Genomic DNA, 18,693 nt, shown 5'->3' with positions numbered 1-18,693 from the left:
GCAGGGAGCAGTACATGGCAGTCAGCGTCTTCGATCTCTTCAAAATCGGCATTGGTCCGTCGAGCTCGCACACGGTCGGGCCGATGCGCGCGGCGCTGATGTTCGTCCAGGGACTCGAGCGCGACGGGCTGCTCGCTTCCACCGCATCGGTGAAGGCGGAGCTGTACGGCTCGCTCGGCGCGACCGGCAAGGGACACGGCACCGATCGCGGCGTCATGCTGGGCCTGATGGGCGACGCGCCTGACACCGTCGATCCCGAGACGATCGCGCAACGGCTCGAAGCAGTGCGCACGTCGCGCCAACTCGCGCTGCTCGGCACGCACGAGGTGCCCTTCGTGCAGAAAGAGCACATCGCGTTTTATCGTCAGGCGCTGCCCGAGCATCCGAACGGCCTGAAGCTGTTCGCCTTCGATGCGCAAGGGGCAACGCTGCGCGAGTCGACCTATCTGTCGGTCGGCGGCGGCTTCGTCGTGACGGCCGGCGCGCCGAACACGAAGGTGTTGAGCGCCGTCGATCAGCTTCCGCATTCGTTCCGTACCGGCAACGAATTGCTCGCGCTGTGTGCGGCGAGCGGCAAGAGCATCGCGCAGCTGATGTGGGAAAACGAGCGCGTCTGGCACAGCGAGGAAGAAACGCGCGTGGGTCTGCTGAAGATCTGGGACGTGATGCAATCATGCGTCGCGCGCGGATGCGGCATCAACAATCCCGATGCCGATGGTCACTTGCCCGGACCTTTCCAGGTGAAGCGGCGCGCGCCGCAGCTGTATCGCGCGTTGACGGGCAACCCTGAGCGCGCGTTGCAGGACCCGTTGTCCATGGTCGACTGGATCAACCTGTACGCGATCGCCGTCAACGAAGAGAACGCGGCGGGCGGGCGCGTCGTCACCGCGCCGACCAATGGCGCGGCCGGCATCATTCCGGCGGTGCTGCATTACTACACGCGCTTCATGCCGGGCGCGAACGAGCAGGGCGTGATCGACTTCCTGATGACGGCCGCCGCGATCGGCATCCTGTACAAGCTGAATGCGTCGATCTCCGGTGCGGAGGTGGGCTGTCAGGGTGAAGTCGGCGTCGCATGCTCGATGGCCGCGGGCGCGCTGGCCGCCGTGATGGGCGGCACGCCGAAGCAGGTCGAGAACGCCGCGGAAATCGGCATGGAGCACAACCTCGGGCTCACCTGCGATCCGGTCGGCGGCATGGTGCAGATTCCGTGCATCGAGCGCAATGCGATGGCATCGGTGAAGGCGGTCAATGCCGCACGCATGGCGTTGCGCGGTGACGGCAGCCATTACGTGTCGCTCGATTCGGTGATCAAGACGATGCGCGAAACCGGCGCGGACATGAAGACCAAGTACAAGGAAACGTCGCGCGGCGGCCTCGCGGTAAATATCGTCGAGTGTTGAGTCGCTGAGCGCGGCATTCAATTGCGTGCGATCGCATCGGAAAAGCGCGGGCCCTGCGGCTCGCGTTTTCATTTGCGCGATCGTGTTGCACGCACGCCGATCGAACAGTTGCGCTGCGCCATGACAGCGCCCACATGCTCGGCGTAAGCTGTCGAAGCGCCCATCGGCCGCTGTTGCACGTTCCGCCGATGCGGCTCCATCCCAACGCACCCACGCACTGCCAGGAGGCTTCTTCGCAATGTCGCTGCCGAATGCTCCCGCTTCCAATTCCGTTATCGCTTCCCATACCGCACGCACGACCGGCGCGCGCCTCGTCGTCGAGGCATTGCTCACACACGGCGTCGAGCGCGTGTTCTGCGTCCCCGGCGAAAGCTTTCTCGCCGTGCTCGATTCGCTGCACGACGAAACCGGGCGCATCCAGACGATCGTCTGCCGTCACGAAGCCGCGGCCGCGAACATGGCCGAAGCGCTCGGCAAGCTGACCGGCCGCCCGGGTGTCGCACTCGTCACGCGCGGGCCGGGCGCGACGCATGCGTCGATCGGCGTTCACACTGCGTTTCAGGACTCGACGCCGATGATTCTGCTGATCGGTCAGTGCGCGCGCGAACATCTCGATCGCGAGGCCTTTCAGGAGATCGACTACCGGCGCATGTTCGGTCAGATGGCGAAGTGGGTCGCGCAGATCGACGACCCGAAGCGCATCCCCGAATATCTGAGCCATGCGTTTCATACGGCCACCTCGGGGAGGCCCGGGCCGGTCGTGCTGGCGCTGCCCGAAGACGTGCTGAGCGACGCCTGCGACGCGGTACCTGGCGCACCCGCTTATCACCGCGTGGCGGCGTCGCCATCGGCCGCGCAGATCGCGAAGCTGCGCGAGTTGCTCGAAGGCGCGCAACGGCCGATGGTGATCGCCGGCGGCAGCGGCTGGACAGCGGCCGCATGCGCGGACCTGCGGCGTTTCATCGAAAACTGGCAGTTGCCGATTGGCCTCGCGTTCCGCTTCCAGGACACCTTCGACAACGAGCATCCGAACTACGCGGGCGACGTCGGTCTCGGCATCAACCCGGCGCTCGCGCAGCGCATTCGCGACGCGGACTTGCTGCTCGCGCTCGGTCCGCGCCTCGGCGAAGCGACGACCAACGGCTACACGCTGCTCGACATCCCGAAGACGAAGCAGACGCTCGTGCACGTGCATCAGGGCGCGGAAGAACTGGGCCGCGTATATGCGGCCGATCTGCCGATCGTCTCGGGCATGCCTGAGCTTGCGGCGATGCTTGCGGAACTGAAACCGTCGTCGTCCGGCAGGCTCGCCTGGGCGGGTGCCGCTGAGGAAGCGCATCGCGCGTATCTGGATTGGCGCGCGCCGCGCCCAATTCCCGGCGATGTGCAGATGGGTGAAGTGATCCGGCAGTTACGCGCCCACTTGCCCGACGACGCGATCCTCACGAACGGCGCGGGCAATTACGCGACGTGGCTGCATCGGCATTTCTCGTATCGGCACTTCCGTTCTCAGCTCGCGCCGACGAGCGGCGCGATGGGCTACGGCGTGCCGGCGGCGCTCGCGGCAAAGTCGCTGTATCCACAGCGCGCGGTGGTCGCGCTCGCCGGCGACGGCTGCTTCATGATGGCCGCGCAGGAGCTCGCGACAGCGATGCAGTACGACCTGCGCGTACTGTTCATCGTCGTCAACAACAGCCAATTCGGGACGATCCGCATGCATCAGGAGCGACACTATCCGCATCGCGTGCATGGCACCGGCCTCACGAATCCGGACTTCGCGGCATTCGCGCGATCGTTCGGCGCGCATGGCGAAACCGTTGAACGTACCGGGGATTTTCTGCCGGCGTTGCAACGCGCGATCGAATCGCAGCTGCCGGCCGTGATCGAAATTCGCATGCCGCAGGAAGCGAGCACGCCCGCGGCGACGCTCGAGATGATTCGTGAGCAGGGGAGGAAGATGCGCGGGCAGTGAAAATCGCCGCGTGGCCTGACAGCGTGTCGAATGCGCCGCCCATAAAAAACCCCGCCAGAGCGGGGTTTTCTATTATCGACCGTAGTCAGCAAAAAACTTACTTGCCGCCCACGCTTTGCAGCGTCGTCCACTTGCCATCGACGACCTTGTACAGCGTGATACCGCCGTTCTTAAGATCGCCGCGCGCGTCGTACGCGAGGTTGGCCGACGTCACGGCCGGCTTCGACGTCTTGGCGAGGACCGGCAGGTACCTGGCAGGATCGGTCGAGTTCGCGTTCTTCATCGCGGTGAACATCGCCATCGCGCCATCGAACGCGTACGGCGAGTACGTTTGCACGTCTTCGTTGAAGCGCGCCTTGTACTTCTCGACGTATGCCTTGCCGCCCGGCATTTCTTCGAGCGGCAGACCGGCGAGCGAGGCCACCGTGCCGTTCGCCGCATCGCCGGCGAGCTTGATGAAGGTCGGCGTGTGGACCATTTCGCCGCCCATCAGCGGCGCCTTCACGCCGAGCTGCTTCATCTGCTTGACCATCGGTGCGGCTTGCGAATCCGCGCCGCCGTAATAGATCAGATCCGGGTTCGACGACTTCAGCTTGGTCAGGATCGACTTGAAGTCGACGGCCTTGTCGTTCGTGTATTCACGATCGACGATCGTCGCGCCTGCCGCCTTCGCAGCCTTCTCGAACTGATCCGCAAGACCCTGGCCGTAAGCGGTGCGATCGTCGACGATCGCGATCTTCTTCATGCCGAGGTTCTTCACCGCGAACGCGCCAGCGACCGAGCCTTGCTGCGTGTCGGACGTCATCATGCGGAAGGTGGTCTTGAAGCCCTGCTGCGTGTATTCCGGCGCCGTCGCCATCGCGATCTGCGGAATGCCCGCGTTCGCGTAGATGCGCGAGGCCGGAATCGTCGTGCCCGAGTTGAAGTGGCCCAGCATGCCCTTGATGCCGTCATCCACGAGCTTTTGCGCGACCGTCGTGCCGGTGCGCGGGTCGGCCTGGTCGTCGGCCGAGTCGAGCACGATGCGAACCTGCTTGCCGCCGATCACCGGCTTCGTCGCGTTGAACTCTTCGACCGCGAGCGTGATGCCGTTCTGGAAGTCCTTGCCATAGTGCGCCTGTGCGCCCGTCATCGGACCGGCGAAACCGATCTTCACGTCTTCCGTCGATTGAGCGTTGGCCGTCCCCGCCAGCGACATGGCGGCAACCAGAGCTGCGCCTGCCAGCTGTTTCATTTTGTGTTGCATAGCTTCTCCTTGGTACCAGGTGTGGATGAAGCGGTGTCGGGGTCGCCGTCCCGCTTCCTTTCTATCGAATAAATCGCCGAGGTTCGCTCAACCGATCGTCATCAAATTCGCATTGCCGCCTGCCGCCGCGGTATTCACGCTGACCGAGCGCTCGGTAAGCAGACGCTCGAGCGCATAGTCCTCGTCGCCGCTCGCGAGCGCACGGGCCGCGACGCCCTGCACCGACACGATCGGCCCCGCGCGCTTCGCGACCTCCTTCACGAGCGCAAGCAGCTCATCGCTGTCGCCTTCGAACAGCACGGCGTCGAACGGCGCGTCGGCGCTCTTCTTCACGCTCGCGTGGGCCTTCAGCGACGCCGGCAATTGCGAAACCAATTGTTCACCGGCCGCGCCCTCGAACAACGCACGATTTCCCGTAGCCAGCGCCGCCGCGAACTGCACGCGCGCGCCGCTCGCCGTCGACGCGATACACAGCACCGTGCCGCGCGGGCCCAGCGTGTACGTATTGCGCTCGCCGGTCGGCCCCGACAGTACCGCGGTCGCGCCCGCCGGCACATGCGACAGATAGCCGTCGCAACGCGCGGCAAGCTGCGGCTCGCGCTCGGCGATCAGCCAGTCGCGCAACGCGCTCAGCGCGGCCGCCGGATTGTCGCCCTGTTCTGCAGCCTGCGCCGCCTGCGGTACTTCGACCACCAGCGCCTGCGCGAGCGACTTCGGCAAACCAGCCGGACGCGTTGCGAGCAGACGCTGCAGATATAACGCACCGCCGGCCTTCGGCCCCGTACCCGACAGTCCTTCGCCACCGAACGGCTGCACCCCGACCACCGCGCCGATCACGTTGCGGTTCACGTAGATGTTGCCAACGTGCGCGCGGCTGATCACGTGCGCGATCGTTTCGTCGATGCGCGTGTGGATGCCGAGCGTCAAACCGTAACCCGTCGCGCGAATCTGTTCGAGCAGCTTGTCGAGCTGGCTGCGGCGATAGCGCACCACGTGCAGCACCGGACCGAACACTTCGCGCTTCAGCTCGTCGATGCTGTCGAGCTCGATCAGCGTCGGCGGCACGAAAGTACCCTGCGTCGCGCCCTCCGGCAGCGGCAGTTGCTCGACCTTGCGGCCCTTGTCGCGCATCGCCGCGATGTGGGCGTCGATGCCGCGCTTCGCGTCCAGGTCGATCACCGGGCCGACGTCGGTCGACAGCCGATCCGGGTTGCCGAGCGCGAGTTCGCGCATCGCGCCCGTCAGCATTTCGAGCGTGCGGTCCGCGACATCGTCCTGCAAACAAAGAACGCGCAACGCCGAACACCGTTGACCGGCGGAGTCGAAAGACGACTGCAGAACGTCGGCGACGACCTGCTCGGCGAGCGCCGACGAGTCGACGATCATCGCGTTCTGGCCGCCGGTTTCGGCGATCAGCGGAATCGGCTTGCCATCCGGATCGAGTCGGCCGGACAGCGTCTTGTTGATCAGACGCGCGACTTCGGTCGAGCCGGTAAACATCACCGCACGCGTGCGCGGATCGGCGACCAGCGCGGCTCCGACCGTCTCGCCATTGCCCGGCAGCAGTTGCACCGCGCCCGCCGGCACGCCCGCTTCGCGCAGAATTCGCACCGCCTGAGCTGCGATCAGCGGCGTCTGCTCGGCCGGTTTCGCGAGCACCGTGTTGCCGGCCGCGAGCGCGGCGGCCACCTGGCCCATGAAAATCGCCAGCGGGAAATTCCACGGGCTGATACAGACCACCGGACCGAGCGGCCGATGCGTGTCGTTCGAAAACTCGTCGCGGATCTGCGTCGAGTAGTAGCGCAGGAAGTCGATCGCTTCGCGGATTTCCGCGACCGCGTTGGCGAGCGATTTGCCCGCTTCGCGCACCACGAGGCCCATCAGCGTATGCATCTGCGCTTCGAGCAGATCCGCGGCACGCGCGAGGCAATCCGCGCGCGCCTCGACCGGCGTCGCCTGCCAGATCGGCGCGGCGGCCACCGCATGGCCGAGCGCGGCGCTCACGTGCTCCGCCGTCGCTTCGACGACCGTGCCGACGAGATCACGATGGTCGGCCGGGTTGCGCACGTCGCGCCCGGCGCCGACGGCAATCTGGTTGTCTTCGAGCATCGGCGCGGCGCGCCACGGATGATGCGCGCTCGCGAGCAGCGCCGACGACAGCGACGCGAGCCGATGCTCGTTCGACAGATCGAAGCCCATCGAATTGAGCCGTTGCGCGCCATACAGATTGCGCGGCAGCGGAATGCGCGCGTGCGGCGCGCCGAGCGGCACGATCCTCGACGCTTCCTCGACCGGATCGGCGACCAGGTCCTTGATCGCGACGGATTCGTCGGCGATGCGGTTCACGAACGACGTGTTCGCGCCGTTCTCGAGCAGCCGGCGCACGAGGTACGCGAGCAGCGTCTCATGCGTACCGACCGGTGCGTACACGCGGCACGGGCGGTTCAGCTTGTCGCGGCCGGTGACTTCTTCGTAGAGCTGCTCGCCCATGCCGTGCAGGCACTGGAACTCGTACTGGCCGGGGTAGTAGTTGTTGCCTGCGAGCTGATAGATCACCGACAGCGTGTGCGCGTTGTGCGTCGCGAACTGCGGATAGACGGCATCGGGCGCGCCGAGCAGTTTCTTCGCGCAGGCGAGGTACGACACGTCGGTGTAGACCTTGCGCGTGTAGACCGGATAGCCTTCGAGGCCGTCGACCTGCGCGCGCTTGATTTCCGTATCCCAGTACGCGCCCTTCACGAGCCGCACCATGACACGGTGGCGGCTGCGGCGCGCCAGATCGATCAGGTAGTCGATCACGAACGGGCAGCGCTTCTGATACGCCTGCACGACGAAGCCGATGCCGTTCCAGCCTTGCAGCTCAGGATCGAAGCACAGCGCTTCGAGCAGGTCGAGCGAGAGTTCGAGGCGGTCGGCTTCTTCGGCGTCGATATTGAGGCCGATGTCGTAGCGGCGCGCGAGGATCGCGAGCGAACGCACGCGCGGCAGCAGCTCGCTCATCGTGCGTTCCTGCTGCGCGCGCGAGTAGCGCGGATGCAGTGCGGACAGCTTGATGGAGATGCCGGGGCCCTCGTAGATGCCGCGGCCGCCCGCGGCCTTGCCGATCGCGTGGATCGCCTGCTCGTACGACGCGTAGTAGCGCTGCGCGTCGGCCTCGGTGGTGGCCGCTTCGCCCAGCATGTCGTATGAATAGCGGAAACCGCGCGCCTCGTACTTGCGGCTGTTGGCGAGCGCTTCCGAAATGTTCTCGCCGGTCACGAACTGCTCGCCCATCAGGCGCATCGCCATGTCGACGCCCTTGCGGATCAGCGGCTCGCCGCCCTTGCCGATCAGGCGCGTGAGCGCCGACGACAGGCTCGTCTCGCTATTGGTCGTCACCAGCTTGCCGGTGATCATCAGGCCCCAGGTCGCCGCATTGACGAACAGCGACGGCGCCTGGCCGACGTGCGATTTCCAGTCGCCCTTGCTGATCTTGTCGCGGATCAGCGCGTCGCGGGTCGCGCGGTCGGGGATGCGCAGCAGCGCCTCGGCGAGGCACATCAGTGCGACGCCTTCCTGGCTCGACAGCGAAAACTCGTGGATCAGCCCTTCCACGCCGCCGCCCTTGCTCTTCGAGCGCAGCGTTTCGACGAGCTTGCCGGCCATCGCCTGCACGTCGCCGGCGAGGTTGGCCGGCAGACGCGCCTGGCCGAGCAGGAACGGCACGCACTCGGGTTCAGGGCGGCGATATGCGGCGGTGATCGCCGCTCGCAGCACCGACTGCGGTTGAACGTTCTGCGCGAAATCGAGGAACGGATGGGATGCGCCGTCTTCCTCGTTCTCGACCGCCGCGCCGTCGCCGAGATCGGCCGTGCCGGTCGCGCCTGACAGTTCGGGCGGCAACTGGCCGTGCTCGATCTTTTCGAGGTAGGCGAAAATCGCCTGCTTGATCAACCAGTGCGGGGTGCGCTCGAGGCGGGTGGCGGCATCTTTGAGCCGGGAACGCAGGAGGTCGTCGACCTTGACGCCAAGGGTGGTGCTAGCCATGTTTCCTTCTCTGATATCGGGCGCGAGCCTGGCGAAAGACTAAAAGTTGGGCGAATCGTACGCCTCCAAATAAAAAGGTGCAACCAAATCGGCAGGTTGGTTGCACCCCGTCGGAAGCCTTATGGAACATGGGTTTCCGGGCGATGACCGACAGTCGAACCGGGGTGTTTTCGATCGGTACTTTCCCTGGCGTGATTCTTTTTGAAATAAGCCTTATCAAACGACTTCGCGCGCCGATATACAGAAGCACGAAGACGGACGGCCCGAAACGTCGGTTTCAGGGCACGCAGAAAAGATAAACGGGGTTCTCGAGGGTTGGTGTAATGGAAAAGTGGCTGGTAATACTGGGCATCTGGGCGCTGTGCGCGGCCTGTGCGGTGTTTTTCATTCGAGGCGCGACACGGGGCTCGAATCGGCGCGAAGAGGAGCGCAAGCGTGCGAGCGCGGCCTCGCGTGGATCGGCGGGCGATACGCGAAACGCGCTGAACGACTGAGATCAGGAGAGGCGCGCAACGGCTCATGAAGCCGGATGCGCGCGAATGTGGGGATTCGCGACTGGATTGACACGGGGAGTTGCGCCTGAAGATCGCTGTTGGATCAGCGCGGCCCGAGCGACGGCGCAACCGGCTCGAACCGCGCACAGACATCGCCGGGCGATACCAACTGGTCATGCAGACCACACAGTCGGCTATCGGCGACGCTCGCGCCGAACCCTGAACTGAACACGGCAAGCCCTGGGATGCGCTGCTCGAGCGCATCCCGTTCGCTCACGCGATGCCGGCATGCGGCGCAGCAGGGCGCGTCCGCCGCGCAGCTGCGCTCTACGGCGCCTACGTATGGCGCAGCGCCGGCGCCACGATCCATCGAAATCTTCATGGCGTTATCCGAGGCTGTTCCAGTACGACGCGAACACGTGTGCGGACAGCGCGTAACCGATCGCGATATTGACCACCACGCCCGCCGTGAACGCGAGGAACGGCTTCAGACCGGTCGCGGCAAGCGAGCGCAAGCGCGTCGTCAGACCGATGCTCAGGAAGCAGAAGGTGAACGCCCACGTGCGCAGCACCGTGATCGGCGCGACGAACTCCGGCGTGACGACCTTACGGTAATCGGCGAGTGAATAATGGCTCGCGATCCACGTGACCAACGCCGACGCGATCACGAAGCCGATCACGAACTTGGGGAAACGCACCCAGATCTCACCGGCATTCGCGCGCGCGGCGACGCCGCTGTCCTGCGCTTCCCAGCGCGTCGTCGCGACGATTGCGAGCACGAACGCCCAGATGCCGATCCAGATGTCGCGGCCGACCACCTTCATCAGCGTGAAGGCCTGCAACGACGCTTCCGGCGCGCCGGCGATCGCGCCGCCTGCGTGGCGCGCGAAATCGCCGTAGGCCTGGGCAGCGGCGATGCCCGCGGCGTCGGCGAATTCGGAGGTGCCGATCCAGGCGCCGGCGACGGCCGTCGGCAGTCCGAGCGAGCGCGACGCGAACGGCAGCACGAAGATCATCACGATCGCCCACAGCACGACCAGCGTGATCGCGACCGACGCCTGCTCGCGTTTCGCCCGTACCGCGCCGGCAATCGCGATCGCTGCCGACACGCCGCACACCGCGCCGCCGACACCGAGCACGGCGGCAAAGCGTCGATCGAGTCCGAATGCTCGCGCAACGAGAAAGATCACGAAGAACGTCACCAATGACACGATGCTCGCCTGGACGACCGCGACCGGACCGGCCCACACGAGCAGCGTAAACGGCAGCGTCGCGCCGAGCAGCACGATACCGACCTTGATGTAAAACTCGACGCGCAGCCCGGCCGCGAGCCACTCCGGCAGTGTGAACAGGTTCGACACGAGCAGCCCGAGCGCGAGCGCGACGAGCGGCGGCTCGAGGTTGTACCTGGACGCGTCGACCCATGCGCCGAGCGTCAGAATCAGCGCGGAAGCGACGAACACCACGACGAACGCGGCGAGAAACGCGCCGACGCGCTGCCGGAGCAGGGCGACGCTCGCGCCGAACAGCACCGCGAATGTCGCGAATAGCGCAAAGTAGTTGGGTAGATGCTTGCCGATGTCCTGCGCGGCCTGCGCGACGCTCGACCATTTGGCCGGCGCGACCGCGAGCCACTTGATGCTGCTGCCCGACGCGAACAGCGCCCACGCGATCACGATCACGAGCAGGCCGACGCCCGCGGCGAGCCAGTCTTCGGTCAGCGAAAAGCCGCTGCCTCGTGCGGTTTGCGCGTCTTGTGTACCTTGCCGCTGACCCAGCGCGGTGCCCTCCGGCACGGTGTGACGGGTGTCGCTCATTGCAGATGCCCCGCGAAAGTTGGGTGGCATCGGCGCGAAGTTATTGTCGTTTAGCCCCAAAATGCGCCGATTTGGCGACTATAGGCGAGCGGGATCGCAAAGCGAAACGATCATTCGCTCTATGGATATGACTCAAAGAAGTATGGCGGGCGTCATCTGGCCCGTGGCGTCAGATGTCGAGCGGATCGACTTCGAGGTTCCAGCGCAGCACGCCCTTGAGCACGCGCAACAGTGGCTGCCACGCGCGCAGCGTAGCCTGCAGCGCCGCGCGCGATGCGCTTTCGATCAGCAACTGCGCGCGATGCACGTGCATCACCTTGACGATCGTGAGCGGCACTGCGTCGTAGACGGTGACGCGCCCGGCGGCAGGAATCCGCGCAAGTTCGGCGGCGGCCTGCTGCAGAAACGCGAGCGCCGCTTCGAGCGTGCGGCCTTCGGCGCGCAACAGCGCCTGGTAGACGAACGGCGGCAGGTGCGCGTCGCGTCGCTCGGCGAGCGTCGCATTGGCGAAGCCGACGTAGTCATGACGGCACAGCGCGTGATACAGCGCGTGACGCGGATAGCGCGTCTGCACCAGCACTTCGCCCGGCAGACCGGCGCGGCCCGCGCGGCCGCTCACCTGCATCAGCTGCGCGAACAGGCGCTCGCTCGCGCGGAAATCATGCGAAAACAGCGCGGTATCGGCGTTCAGCACGCCAACCAGTGACACGCGCTGGAAATCGTGTCCCTTCGCAATCATCTGCGTGCCGACCAGAATATCGACCTCGCCCGCGTGCACGTCCGAGAACAACGCCTGCGCGCTGCCCTTGCGGCGCGTGCTGTCGGCGTCGATACGCAGCACACGGGCGCCCGGCACCGCGCTCGCAAGCGTTTCCTCGACGCGCTGCGTGCCGCGCCCGAGCGGTGCGATATCGACGTTGCCGCACTCCGGGCACGAACGCGGGATACGAGACTCCCAGCCGCAGTGATGGCAGCGCAGCGCGCGCTCGGGCTTGTGCAGCACGACATAGGCGCTGCAGCGCGGACAACCGGCCACCCAGCCGCACGCGTCGCAGGCGAGTTGCGGCGCGTAGCCACGGCGGTTGAGGAACACGAGGCTCTGCTCGCCGCGTTCGAGCCGCGCCTTCATCGCGGCGATCAACGGGCCCGACAAACCTTCGATCGATGCCCGCCCGCGCCGGCGCTCGTCTTCGAGATCGATGAGACGCACGCTCGGCAGTGCGGCCTCGGCGACGGCGCGGCGCGACAGCGTGAGCCGCTCGTAGCGGCCCTGATCTGCCTGCCACCAGCTCTCGAGCGACGGCGTCGCCGAGCCAAGCACGACCGGCACGCCGAGTTGCTTCGCCCGATAGATCGCGAGATCGCGCGCCGAATAGCGCAAGCCTTCCTGCTGCTTGTAGGCCGGATCGTGCTCCTCGTCGACGACGATGATCGCCAGCCGCGGCAGCGACGCGAGCACCGCGAGCCGCGTGCCGAGCACGATGCGCGCGCGGCCGGTGTGCGCGGCGAACCAGTTGCGGGCGCGCTCGCCTTCGGCGAGGCCGCTATGCAGCGTGACGATCGCGCTGGCGTCGAGCGCGGCGAAGCGGGCGCGGAACGCCGCCTCGAACTGCGGCGTCAGGTTGATTTCCGGTACCAGCACGAGCGCTTGCGCATCGGGCTTGCCGGCCAGAATCGCGGCGAGCGCGCGCAGATACACCTCGGTCTTGCCGCTGCCCGTCACCCCGTGCAGCAGGAACGGCGCGAAGCCGTGGGCGTCGCGGATCGCTTCGACGGCACTCGCCTGTTCGTCGGTGAGGGTTGGCAGGGCAGGCGCGGGCATGTTCGGCAGCGACGCGGCGGCGGGCACCGTGGCGGCGTCGATCACATCGAGCGTGACCCAGCCTGCCGTCTGCCATGTGTCGAGTGTCGCCAGCGCCTTCGGATGCAGCGCGCGGGCGTGGGCAGCGAGGAGGAAGTCGGCTCGAGCGAGCGCTTGCGCGAGCGCTCGGAGCGCGGTCGCGCGGGCCGGCAAGGCGTCAGGCAATACCGTGCGGCCCTCGGCCGTCAACCGATAGCGCTCTTCCGGCGCGAACAGCCGCGACCAGCGCGACGCGTCGCGCAGCGCCTGCGGCAGCCCCGGCAGCGCCACTTCGCCGAGACCGCGCTGATAGTAGTCCGCGGCGAATGCGGCGAGCGCGAGCCAATGTGTCGACACCGGCGGACACGCCGTGCAGACCTGATCCACATCACGCAGGCGCTCGGCCGGCACGTCGCTGTGAGCGGTCACTTCGCAAACGAGCCCCACCACGTGCCGCTTGCCAAACGGAACGCTGACGAGCGTGCCTACGACAGCCGCCCCGGAGATGTCGCAGCGGTAGTCGAACAGGGTCGGCAGCGGATGGTCGAGCGCGACGCGGACGAACATTTCGTTCACTCGGCGTGGCGCTGAGGATGAGCCGGCAAGAGGCCAACTCGCGGCGCGGGGTGGGTCGCACGGAACGCGAAGCCGTAGAAGTTAAAGTAAAACCTTAATTTCACCGCTAAGTTTTGGATTCGACTGAACAATTGCGCTCGGCTCGCGGCCCTGTGGATAACTTTGTTGAGAACTTCGCTTCGACGGGCCGCAAACGGCGCCGCGACGGCCTTGTGTGGGATTCCGCACATTTCATCACGCGCCCCGCAAACCCTTGCCCGGCAAGGCTCAGATCAAATGCGCCGAGTACGTGCAAGGGTCGGGGCACGATTAAAGTCTCTACCGCGCCGCAGCGTGCGAAGTGTGCATAAGTCAGCTCTTGACTTTCGTAAGACCACCATCTGGCGGCGTATTCGCGGAGCTGCGGTCCTTAGGGCGAGAGCCCAATTCGCTGCGATGCAACAAGAAACGGTAATGATTACACACTCACGCGGGCGTATGTGCGCCACTACGAATAGCGCGGCTGTGACGATGCACTTCGTCGACCAGTTCAGCAACATGCTCTGGCGGCGTGAACTGTGAAATGCCGTGACCCAGATTGAAAACGTGGCCGGGATGGTTGCCGAAACTGTCGAGCACCGCGCGCGCTTCCATACGGATCGCGGCAGGCGGCGCAAACAGCACCGACGGATCGATGTTGCCCTGAAGCGCCACCTTGCCACCGACACGTTCGCGCGCCTTGCCGAGGTTCACGGTCCAGTCGAGGCCCACCGCGTCGACGCCGCTCGCGGCGATGTCGTCGAGCCACAAGCCGCCCCCCTTCGTGAACGCGATTACGGGCACTTTTTCGCCGTCGTGTTCGCGCTTCAGCTGGCTGACCACCTGCTCGATGTAGCGCAGCGAAAAGCGCTGATAGATGCCATCGGCGAGCGCTCCGCCCCATGTGTCGAAAATCATCACCGCTTGCGCGCCAGCTTCGATCTGCGCGTTCAGATATGCCGCGACCGAGCGCGCGTTCACCTCGAGAATCCGCTGCAGCAGATCGGGACGCGCGTACAGCATCGATTTGACGGTGCGAAAGTCCGCCGAGCCGCTGCCTTCCACCATGTAGCACGCGAGCGTCCACGGGCTGCCTGAGAAACCGATCAGAGGCACGCGCTGGCGGCCTTGCGCGTCCTTCAGCGCCGAGCGGATTTCACGCACGGCGTCGGTCACGTAGCGCAGTGTCGCGTCGATGTCGGGCACCGCCAGGCGCGCGACGTCGTCTTCGGTGCGCACCGGACGGGCAAATCTCGGCCCTTCGCCGTTGACGAACTCGAGACCGAGGCCCATCGCGTCGGGCACAGTCAGGATGTCGGAGAACAGGATCGCGGCGTCGAGCGGATAGCGATCGAGGGGCTGCAAGGTGACTTCCGTCGCGAAAGCCGGGTTCTTCGCGAGACCGAGGAAACTGCCCGCGCGGCCGCGCGTGGCGTTGTATTCCGGCAGATAGCGGCCAGCCTGCCGCATCAGCCAGATCGGCGTGTAGTCGGTGGGCTGGCGCAGCAGCGCGCGCAGAAAAGTGTCGTTCAGGAGTTGATGGGCCACGTTGCGTGCGACTGAAGAGCTGAGGGCAAAGGAGCATTTTACCGGAGGCGGCTCCGGACATCGTGCGTCGCGGGGTAATGAATGTGGCGACGGCGCGTCGTGGGAAGCGGGCGGGAAGCAGCTCGGACGCACCTCGATCAGCTACCGCCCGCCACTGCCCGCACGGGTCAGGGTCGATGTCCTTCGCTGCCCGGGTCGCCCTGGCTGAACGGCCGATGTTCAAGCCCGCGCTGCCAAGCTACTATCCAACAGCTTTACCGATGAACTGCACACTACACACCGCTAGGAGACTCGATGAAGAAGGCAGCACTCGCAATGCTCGGCGCGCTCGCCGGCGTCCTGATGCACGTCGGCGTAGCCAGCGCGCAAAACGCCGCGCCCGCGCCGTCCAGGCTCGACGACATCATCAGCCGCGGCACGCTGCGCGCTTGCACGACCGGCGACTACAAGCCGTATTCGTTCTACAGGGGCGATGGCCAGTTCGAGGGCATCGATATCGACATGGCTGAATCGCTCGCGAAGTCGCTCGGCGTGAAGGTCGAGTTCGTCAAGACGTCGTGGTCGAACCTGATGAACGACTTCGTCGCAAAGTGCGACATCGGCATTGGCGGTGTGTCGCCGACGCTCGAGCGCCAGAAGCATGCGTTCTTCACACAGGCTTACATGATCGACGGCAAAACGCCGATCGTCCGTTGCGACGACGTCAACAAATATCAGACGGTCGCGCAGATCGATCAACCGTCCACACGAGTGATCGTCAATCCGGGGGGCACCAACGAGAAGTTCGCGAAGCAATACTTCACGCACGCAAACGTGACCGTTTATCCGGACAACGTGACGATCTTCAAGCAGATCCTCGCGGGCAAGGCGGACGTGATGGTGACGGATGCGTCGGAAACGCTGCTGCAGCAGAAACTCAATCCCGGCCTCTGCTCGGTGCATCCGGACAAGCCGTTCCAGTACGGCGAGAAGGCCTGGTTGCTACCGCGCGGGGATGTCGCGTTCCAGCAATACGTCGATCAGTGGCTGCATCTCGCTCGAGCGACCGGCGAGTATCAGGCTATCTCGGACAAGTGGTTGAAGTAAGCCGACCGTGTCCGTTGGAGGGCGGCCTGCGCGCGCCTGGAGATTTGGGGGCCGGCGATGATGTAACGAAGGGCGACGTCGTCGGGTCGTATAACTGTCCGGGTCAGGTCCAAGGTGCAGCGATGCGCCCCTTTCCAATACGCTGCACAAGCGGATTTGCTTTGCTGCATTGCATCACAGGTTTTTCATCGAATTGCGATGTATTTCGGGGCAGGGTCCCAGCGCTGGTACCGCAGGAAATTCGTCGCTCGAACGCTGCAGACGCAACCATTTCACGCTGATTAGTGACCCAATTTCTGCTGCACCAGGCGTCATGAATGGCATCAATCATGCGTATCAAATTGCGGCGTAGTCATCGGTAATAACTACGTTTTAAAGGTTTCATTTTGGCAATAAATCCCGCAGCGCCTTATCTGGCGGGCGTTACAACCTGAAACACTTTGTTACCGCGTTCATAGGGTAATTCGCCCACAATGCCCTCAACGGTTTCAACACGGATGTGGCTGTGTGCGTGGTGTGAGCGGATACGATGCACTTGCCGGTCGGCGCTTGCCGAAGCCCTGTAAAGGGGCATCCCTGCTGGGGCCGTCATCGACGCAGGGGCGTCGTGATAACCGTCCCATCTTTGGTCTCCTCGCGCTAACCCCGTAGCGTGTGGTTTTTAGCGGGCTCCAGGCCCGCTTTTTTTTCGCCTGCTCAAACGTTTGCGCGCGACGAATCCTCGCCGCGCAACTCCTGTTCTACCGTACCTATTTGGCATATTTGGCTGCGCAGCGTGCTGCGGCGGCGTCATGCCGTCTTGTCCTCTCTGAGTTTCAACTCGCCGATCATCCGTTCGCGCATCACGAATTTTTGCACCTTGCCGGTCACGGTCATCGGCAGCTCATCGACGAAGCGGATATACCGCGGCACCTTGTAGTGCGCAATCTGTCCCTGGCAGAACTGCTGGATTTCTTCTGCCGTCGCCTGTTCGCCGGTCCGCAGCACGATCCACGCGCATACTTCTTCGCCATACCTGGTATCGGGCACGCCGAACACCTGCACGCTCTGGATCTTCGGGTGACGGAACAGAAACTCCTCGATCTCGCGCGGATAGATGTTTTCGCCGCCGCGAATCAGCATGTCCTTCAGCCGGCCAACGATGTTGCAATAGCCTTCGGCGTCGAGCGTCGCGAGGTCGCCCGTGTGCATCCAGCCGTCGACGATACTCTCGTGCGTCTTCGCGTCGTCCCCCCAGTAACCGAGCATCACCGAGTAGCCGCGCGTGCATAGCTCGCCCGTTTCGCCGACCGGCACGATATTGCCGAGCGGATCAACGATTTTCACTTCGAGATGCGGCTGGATGCGACCGACTGTCGTCGTACGCTTGTCGAGCGGATCGGTCGTCGAGCTCTGGAACGAGACTGGGCTGGTTTCCGTCATGCCGTAGGCGATCGTGATCTCGCTCAGGTGCATCTTCGAGACGACCTTCTTCATCGTCTCGATCGGGCACGGCGAGCCCGCCATGATGCCGGTGCGCAGCCGCGAGAAGTCGTACGAGGCGAAGCTCGGATGGTCGAGTTCTGCGATGAACATCGTCGGGACGCCGTGCAGCGCGGTGCATTTTTCCTCCGCCGTCGCGGTGAGTGTCGCGGCCGGATCGAAGCCCTCGCCCGGAAACACCATGTTCGCCCCGACCGACACGCACGCGAGCACCGCCAGCACCATCCCGAAGCAGTGGTACAGCGGCACTGGAATGCACAGGCCGTCCTGCTCGCTGAGCCGCATCGCCATCGCGATATAGCGCGCGTTGTTCACGACGTTGCGATGCGTCAGCGTCGCGCCCTTCGGATTGCCCGTCGTGCCGCTCGTGAACTGGATGTTGATCGGCTCCCGGCACGACAGCGTCGCGCCGATCGCATCGAGCCGGGTGGCGTCGAACGACGCACGGCCACGCTCGATCACGTCGGAAAAGCTCAGCATGCCTGGGGTCTCCGTGTCGCACATGCGGATCACGTAGCGCAGTTCCGGCAGCCTCGCGGCATGCAGTTCGCCCGGCGGCTGCGTCGCCAATTCGGGCGCGAGTTCCTGCAGCATCTCGAGGTACATCGACGTCTTGAAGCGCTCGGCGGTGATGATCGCCTTGCAACCGGCCTTGTTCAGCGCGTATTCGAGCTCCGCGAGCCGGTAGGCAGGATTGATGTTGACGAGGATCGCGCCGATACGCGCGGTCGCGAACTGCGTCAGCAGCCACTCGACGCGGTTCGGCGACCAGATGCCGACGCGATCGCCCTTCGCGATGCCGAGTGCAAGCAGCCCGGACGCAAGCACATCCACTTCCTGCGCGAATTCGCTCCACGTCCAGCGGATGCGCTGCTCCCGAAACACCACGGCCGGCCGGTCGGGAAAGCGCGCCGCGGTGTCGCGCAGAAGCTCGCCGACGGTCGCTTCGCTCAACGGATTTTCGGTCGACCCGCGCACATACGACAGTCCATCCGCAGGTTCGATGAGCGCACCTTCTCCCGAGCTATGCGTTGCCATGGTGTTGTCTCCGTGAGCGCAAGCGCGCTCGATTGAAATGAATTTGAAATCGATTGTGCACCGGCGCGTATCCGGCCGGCATCAAGTCTTACCCGCACCGCGTCGCATCGACCGCGGCGAGCGGCGACCGTCCGTTTCTCCAACCTC

At 65.0% G+C, this 18,693-nt stretch carries 10 protein-coding genes; 3 read left to right on the top strand and 7 right to left on the bottom strand.

Annotated features, from left to right (window positions below; genetic code table 11):
* Positions 1–14 precede the first annotated feature (14 nt).
* Entirely contained in the window at positions 15–1,403 is a 1,389-nt protein-coding gene (locus HDG34_RS14960) for an L-serine ammonia-lyase (RefSeq protein WP_184061015.1), read from the top strand.
* Positions 1,404–1,641: 238 nt separating this feature from the next.
* On the top strand, positions 1,642–3,375 hold the full coding sequence (locus HDG34_RS14955; protein ID WP_184061014.1) for a thiamine pyrophosphate-binding protein: 1,734 nt from the start codon (positions 1,642–1,644) through the stop codon (positions 3,373–3,375).
* A 97-nt stretch (positions 3,376–3,472) separates the two neighbouring features.
* Here HDG34_RS14955 and HDG34_RS14950 read toward each other — a convergent pair whose 3' ends face one another.
* From HDG34_RS14950 to hemE, 6 genes are all read right to left on the bottom strand, one after another.
* Entirely contained in the window at positions 3,473–4,621 is a 1,149-nt protein-coding gene (locus HDG34_RS14950; RefSeq protein WP_184061013.1) for a branched-chain amino acid ABC transporter substrate-binding protein, read from the bottom strand.
* Positions 4,622–4,708: 87 nt separating this feature from the next.
* The gene (gene putA / locus HDG34_RS14945; protein ID WP_184061012.1) at positions 4,709–8,647 is read right to left on the bottom strand and encodes a trifunctional transcriptional regulator/proline dehydrogenase/L-glutamate gamma-semialdehyde dehydrogenase; all 3,939 of its coding nucleotides are present in this window, start codon (positions 8,645–8,647) and stop codon (positions 4,709–4,711) included.
* Positions 8,648–9,244: 597 nt separating this feature from the next.
* Positions 9,245–9,418 carry a hypothetical protein gene (locus HDG34_RS39165; protein ID WP_260321177.1) on the bottom strand — a complete coding sequence of 58 codons (174 nt, stop codon included), beginning with the start codon at positions 9,416–9,418 and terminating at the stop codon, positions 9,245–9,247.
* Between the two features lie 109 nt (positions 9,419–9,527).
* Positions 9,528–10,958: a YeiH family protein gene (locus tag HDG34_RS14935; RefSeq protein WP_184061010.1), complete on the bottom strand. Its 1,431-nt coding sequence runs from the start codon at positions 10,956–10,958 to the stop codon at positions 9,528–9,530.
* 169 nt (positions 10,959–11,127) lie between these two features.
* Positions 11,128–13,365, bottom strand: a complete 2,238-nt coding sequence (locus HDG34_RS14930; protein ID WP_184061009.1) for a primosomal protein N' — start codon at positions 13,363–13,365, stop codon at positions 11,128–11,130.
* Positions 13,366–13,839: 474 nt separating this feature from the next.
* A complete protein-coding gene (gene hemE, locus HDG34_RS14925) occupies positions 13,840–14,940 on the bottom strand; it encodes a uroporphyrinogen decarboxylase (protein ID WP_184061008.1) in 1,101 nt (366 codons plus the stop codon).
* 294 nt (positions 14,941–15,234) lie between these two features.
* Between hemE and HDG34_RS14920 the strand changes: the two genes are divergently transcribed.
* Entirely contained in the window at positions 15,235–16,026 is a 792-nt protein-coding gene (locus tag HDG34_RS14920) for a transporter substrate-binding domain-containing protein (RefSeq protein ID WP_184051712.1), read from the top strand.
* 789 nt (positions 16,027–16,815) lie between these two features.
* Here the strand turns inward: HDG34_RS14920 and HDG34_RS14915 are convergent.
* Positions 16,816–18,546, bottom strand: a complete 1,731-nt coding sequence (locus HDG34_RS14915) for an AMP-binding protein (protein ID WP_184061007.1) — start codon at positions 18,544–18,546, stop codon at positions 16,816–16,818.
* Between the last annotated feature and the right edge of the window lie 147 nt (positions 18,547–18,693).

It is taken from the genome of Paraburkholderia sp. HC6.4b, from assembly GCF_014200875.1.
Taxonomy (GTDB): domain Bacteria; phylum Pseudomonadota; class Gammaproteobacteria; order Burkholderiales; family Burkholderiaceae; genus Paraburkholderia; species Paraburkholderia tuberum.
Note: the sequence above shows the minus strand (reverse complement) of the source record. Positions and strands in the feature narration are given on the sequence as shown.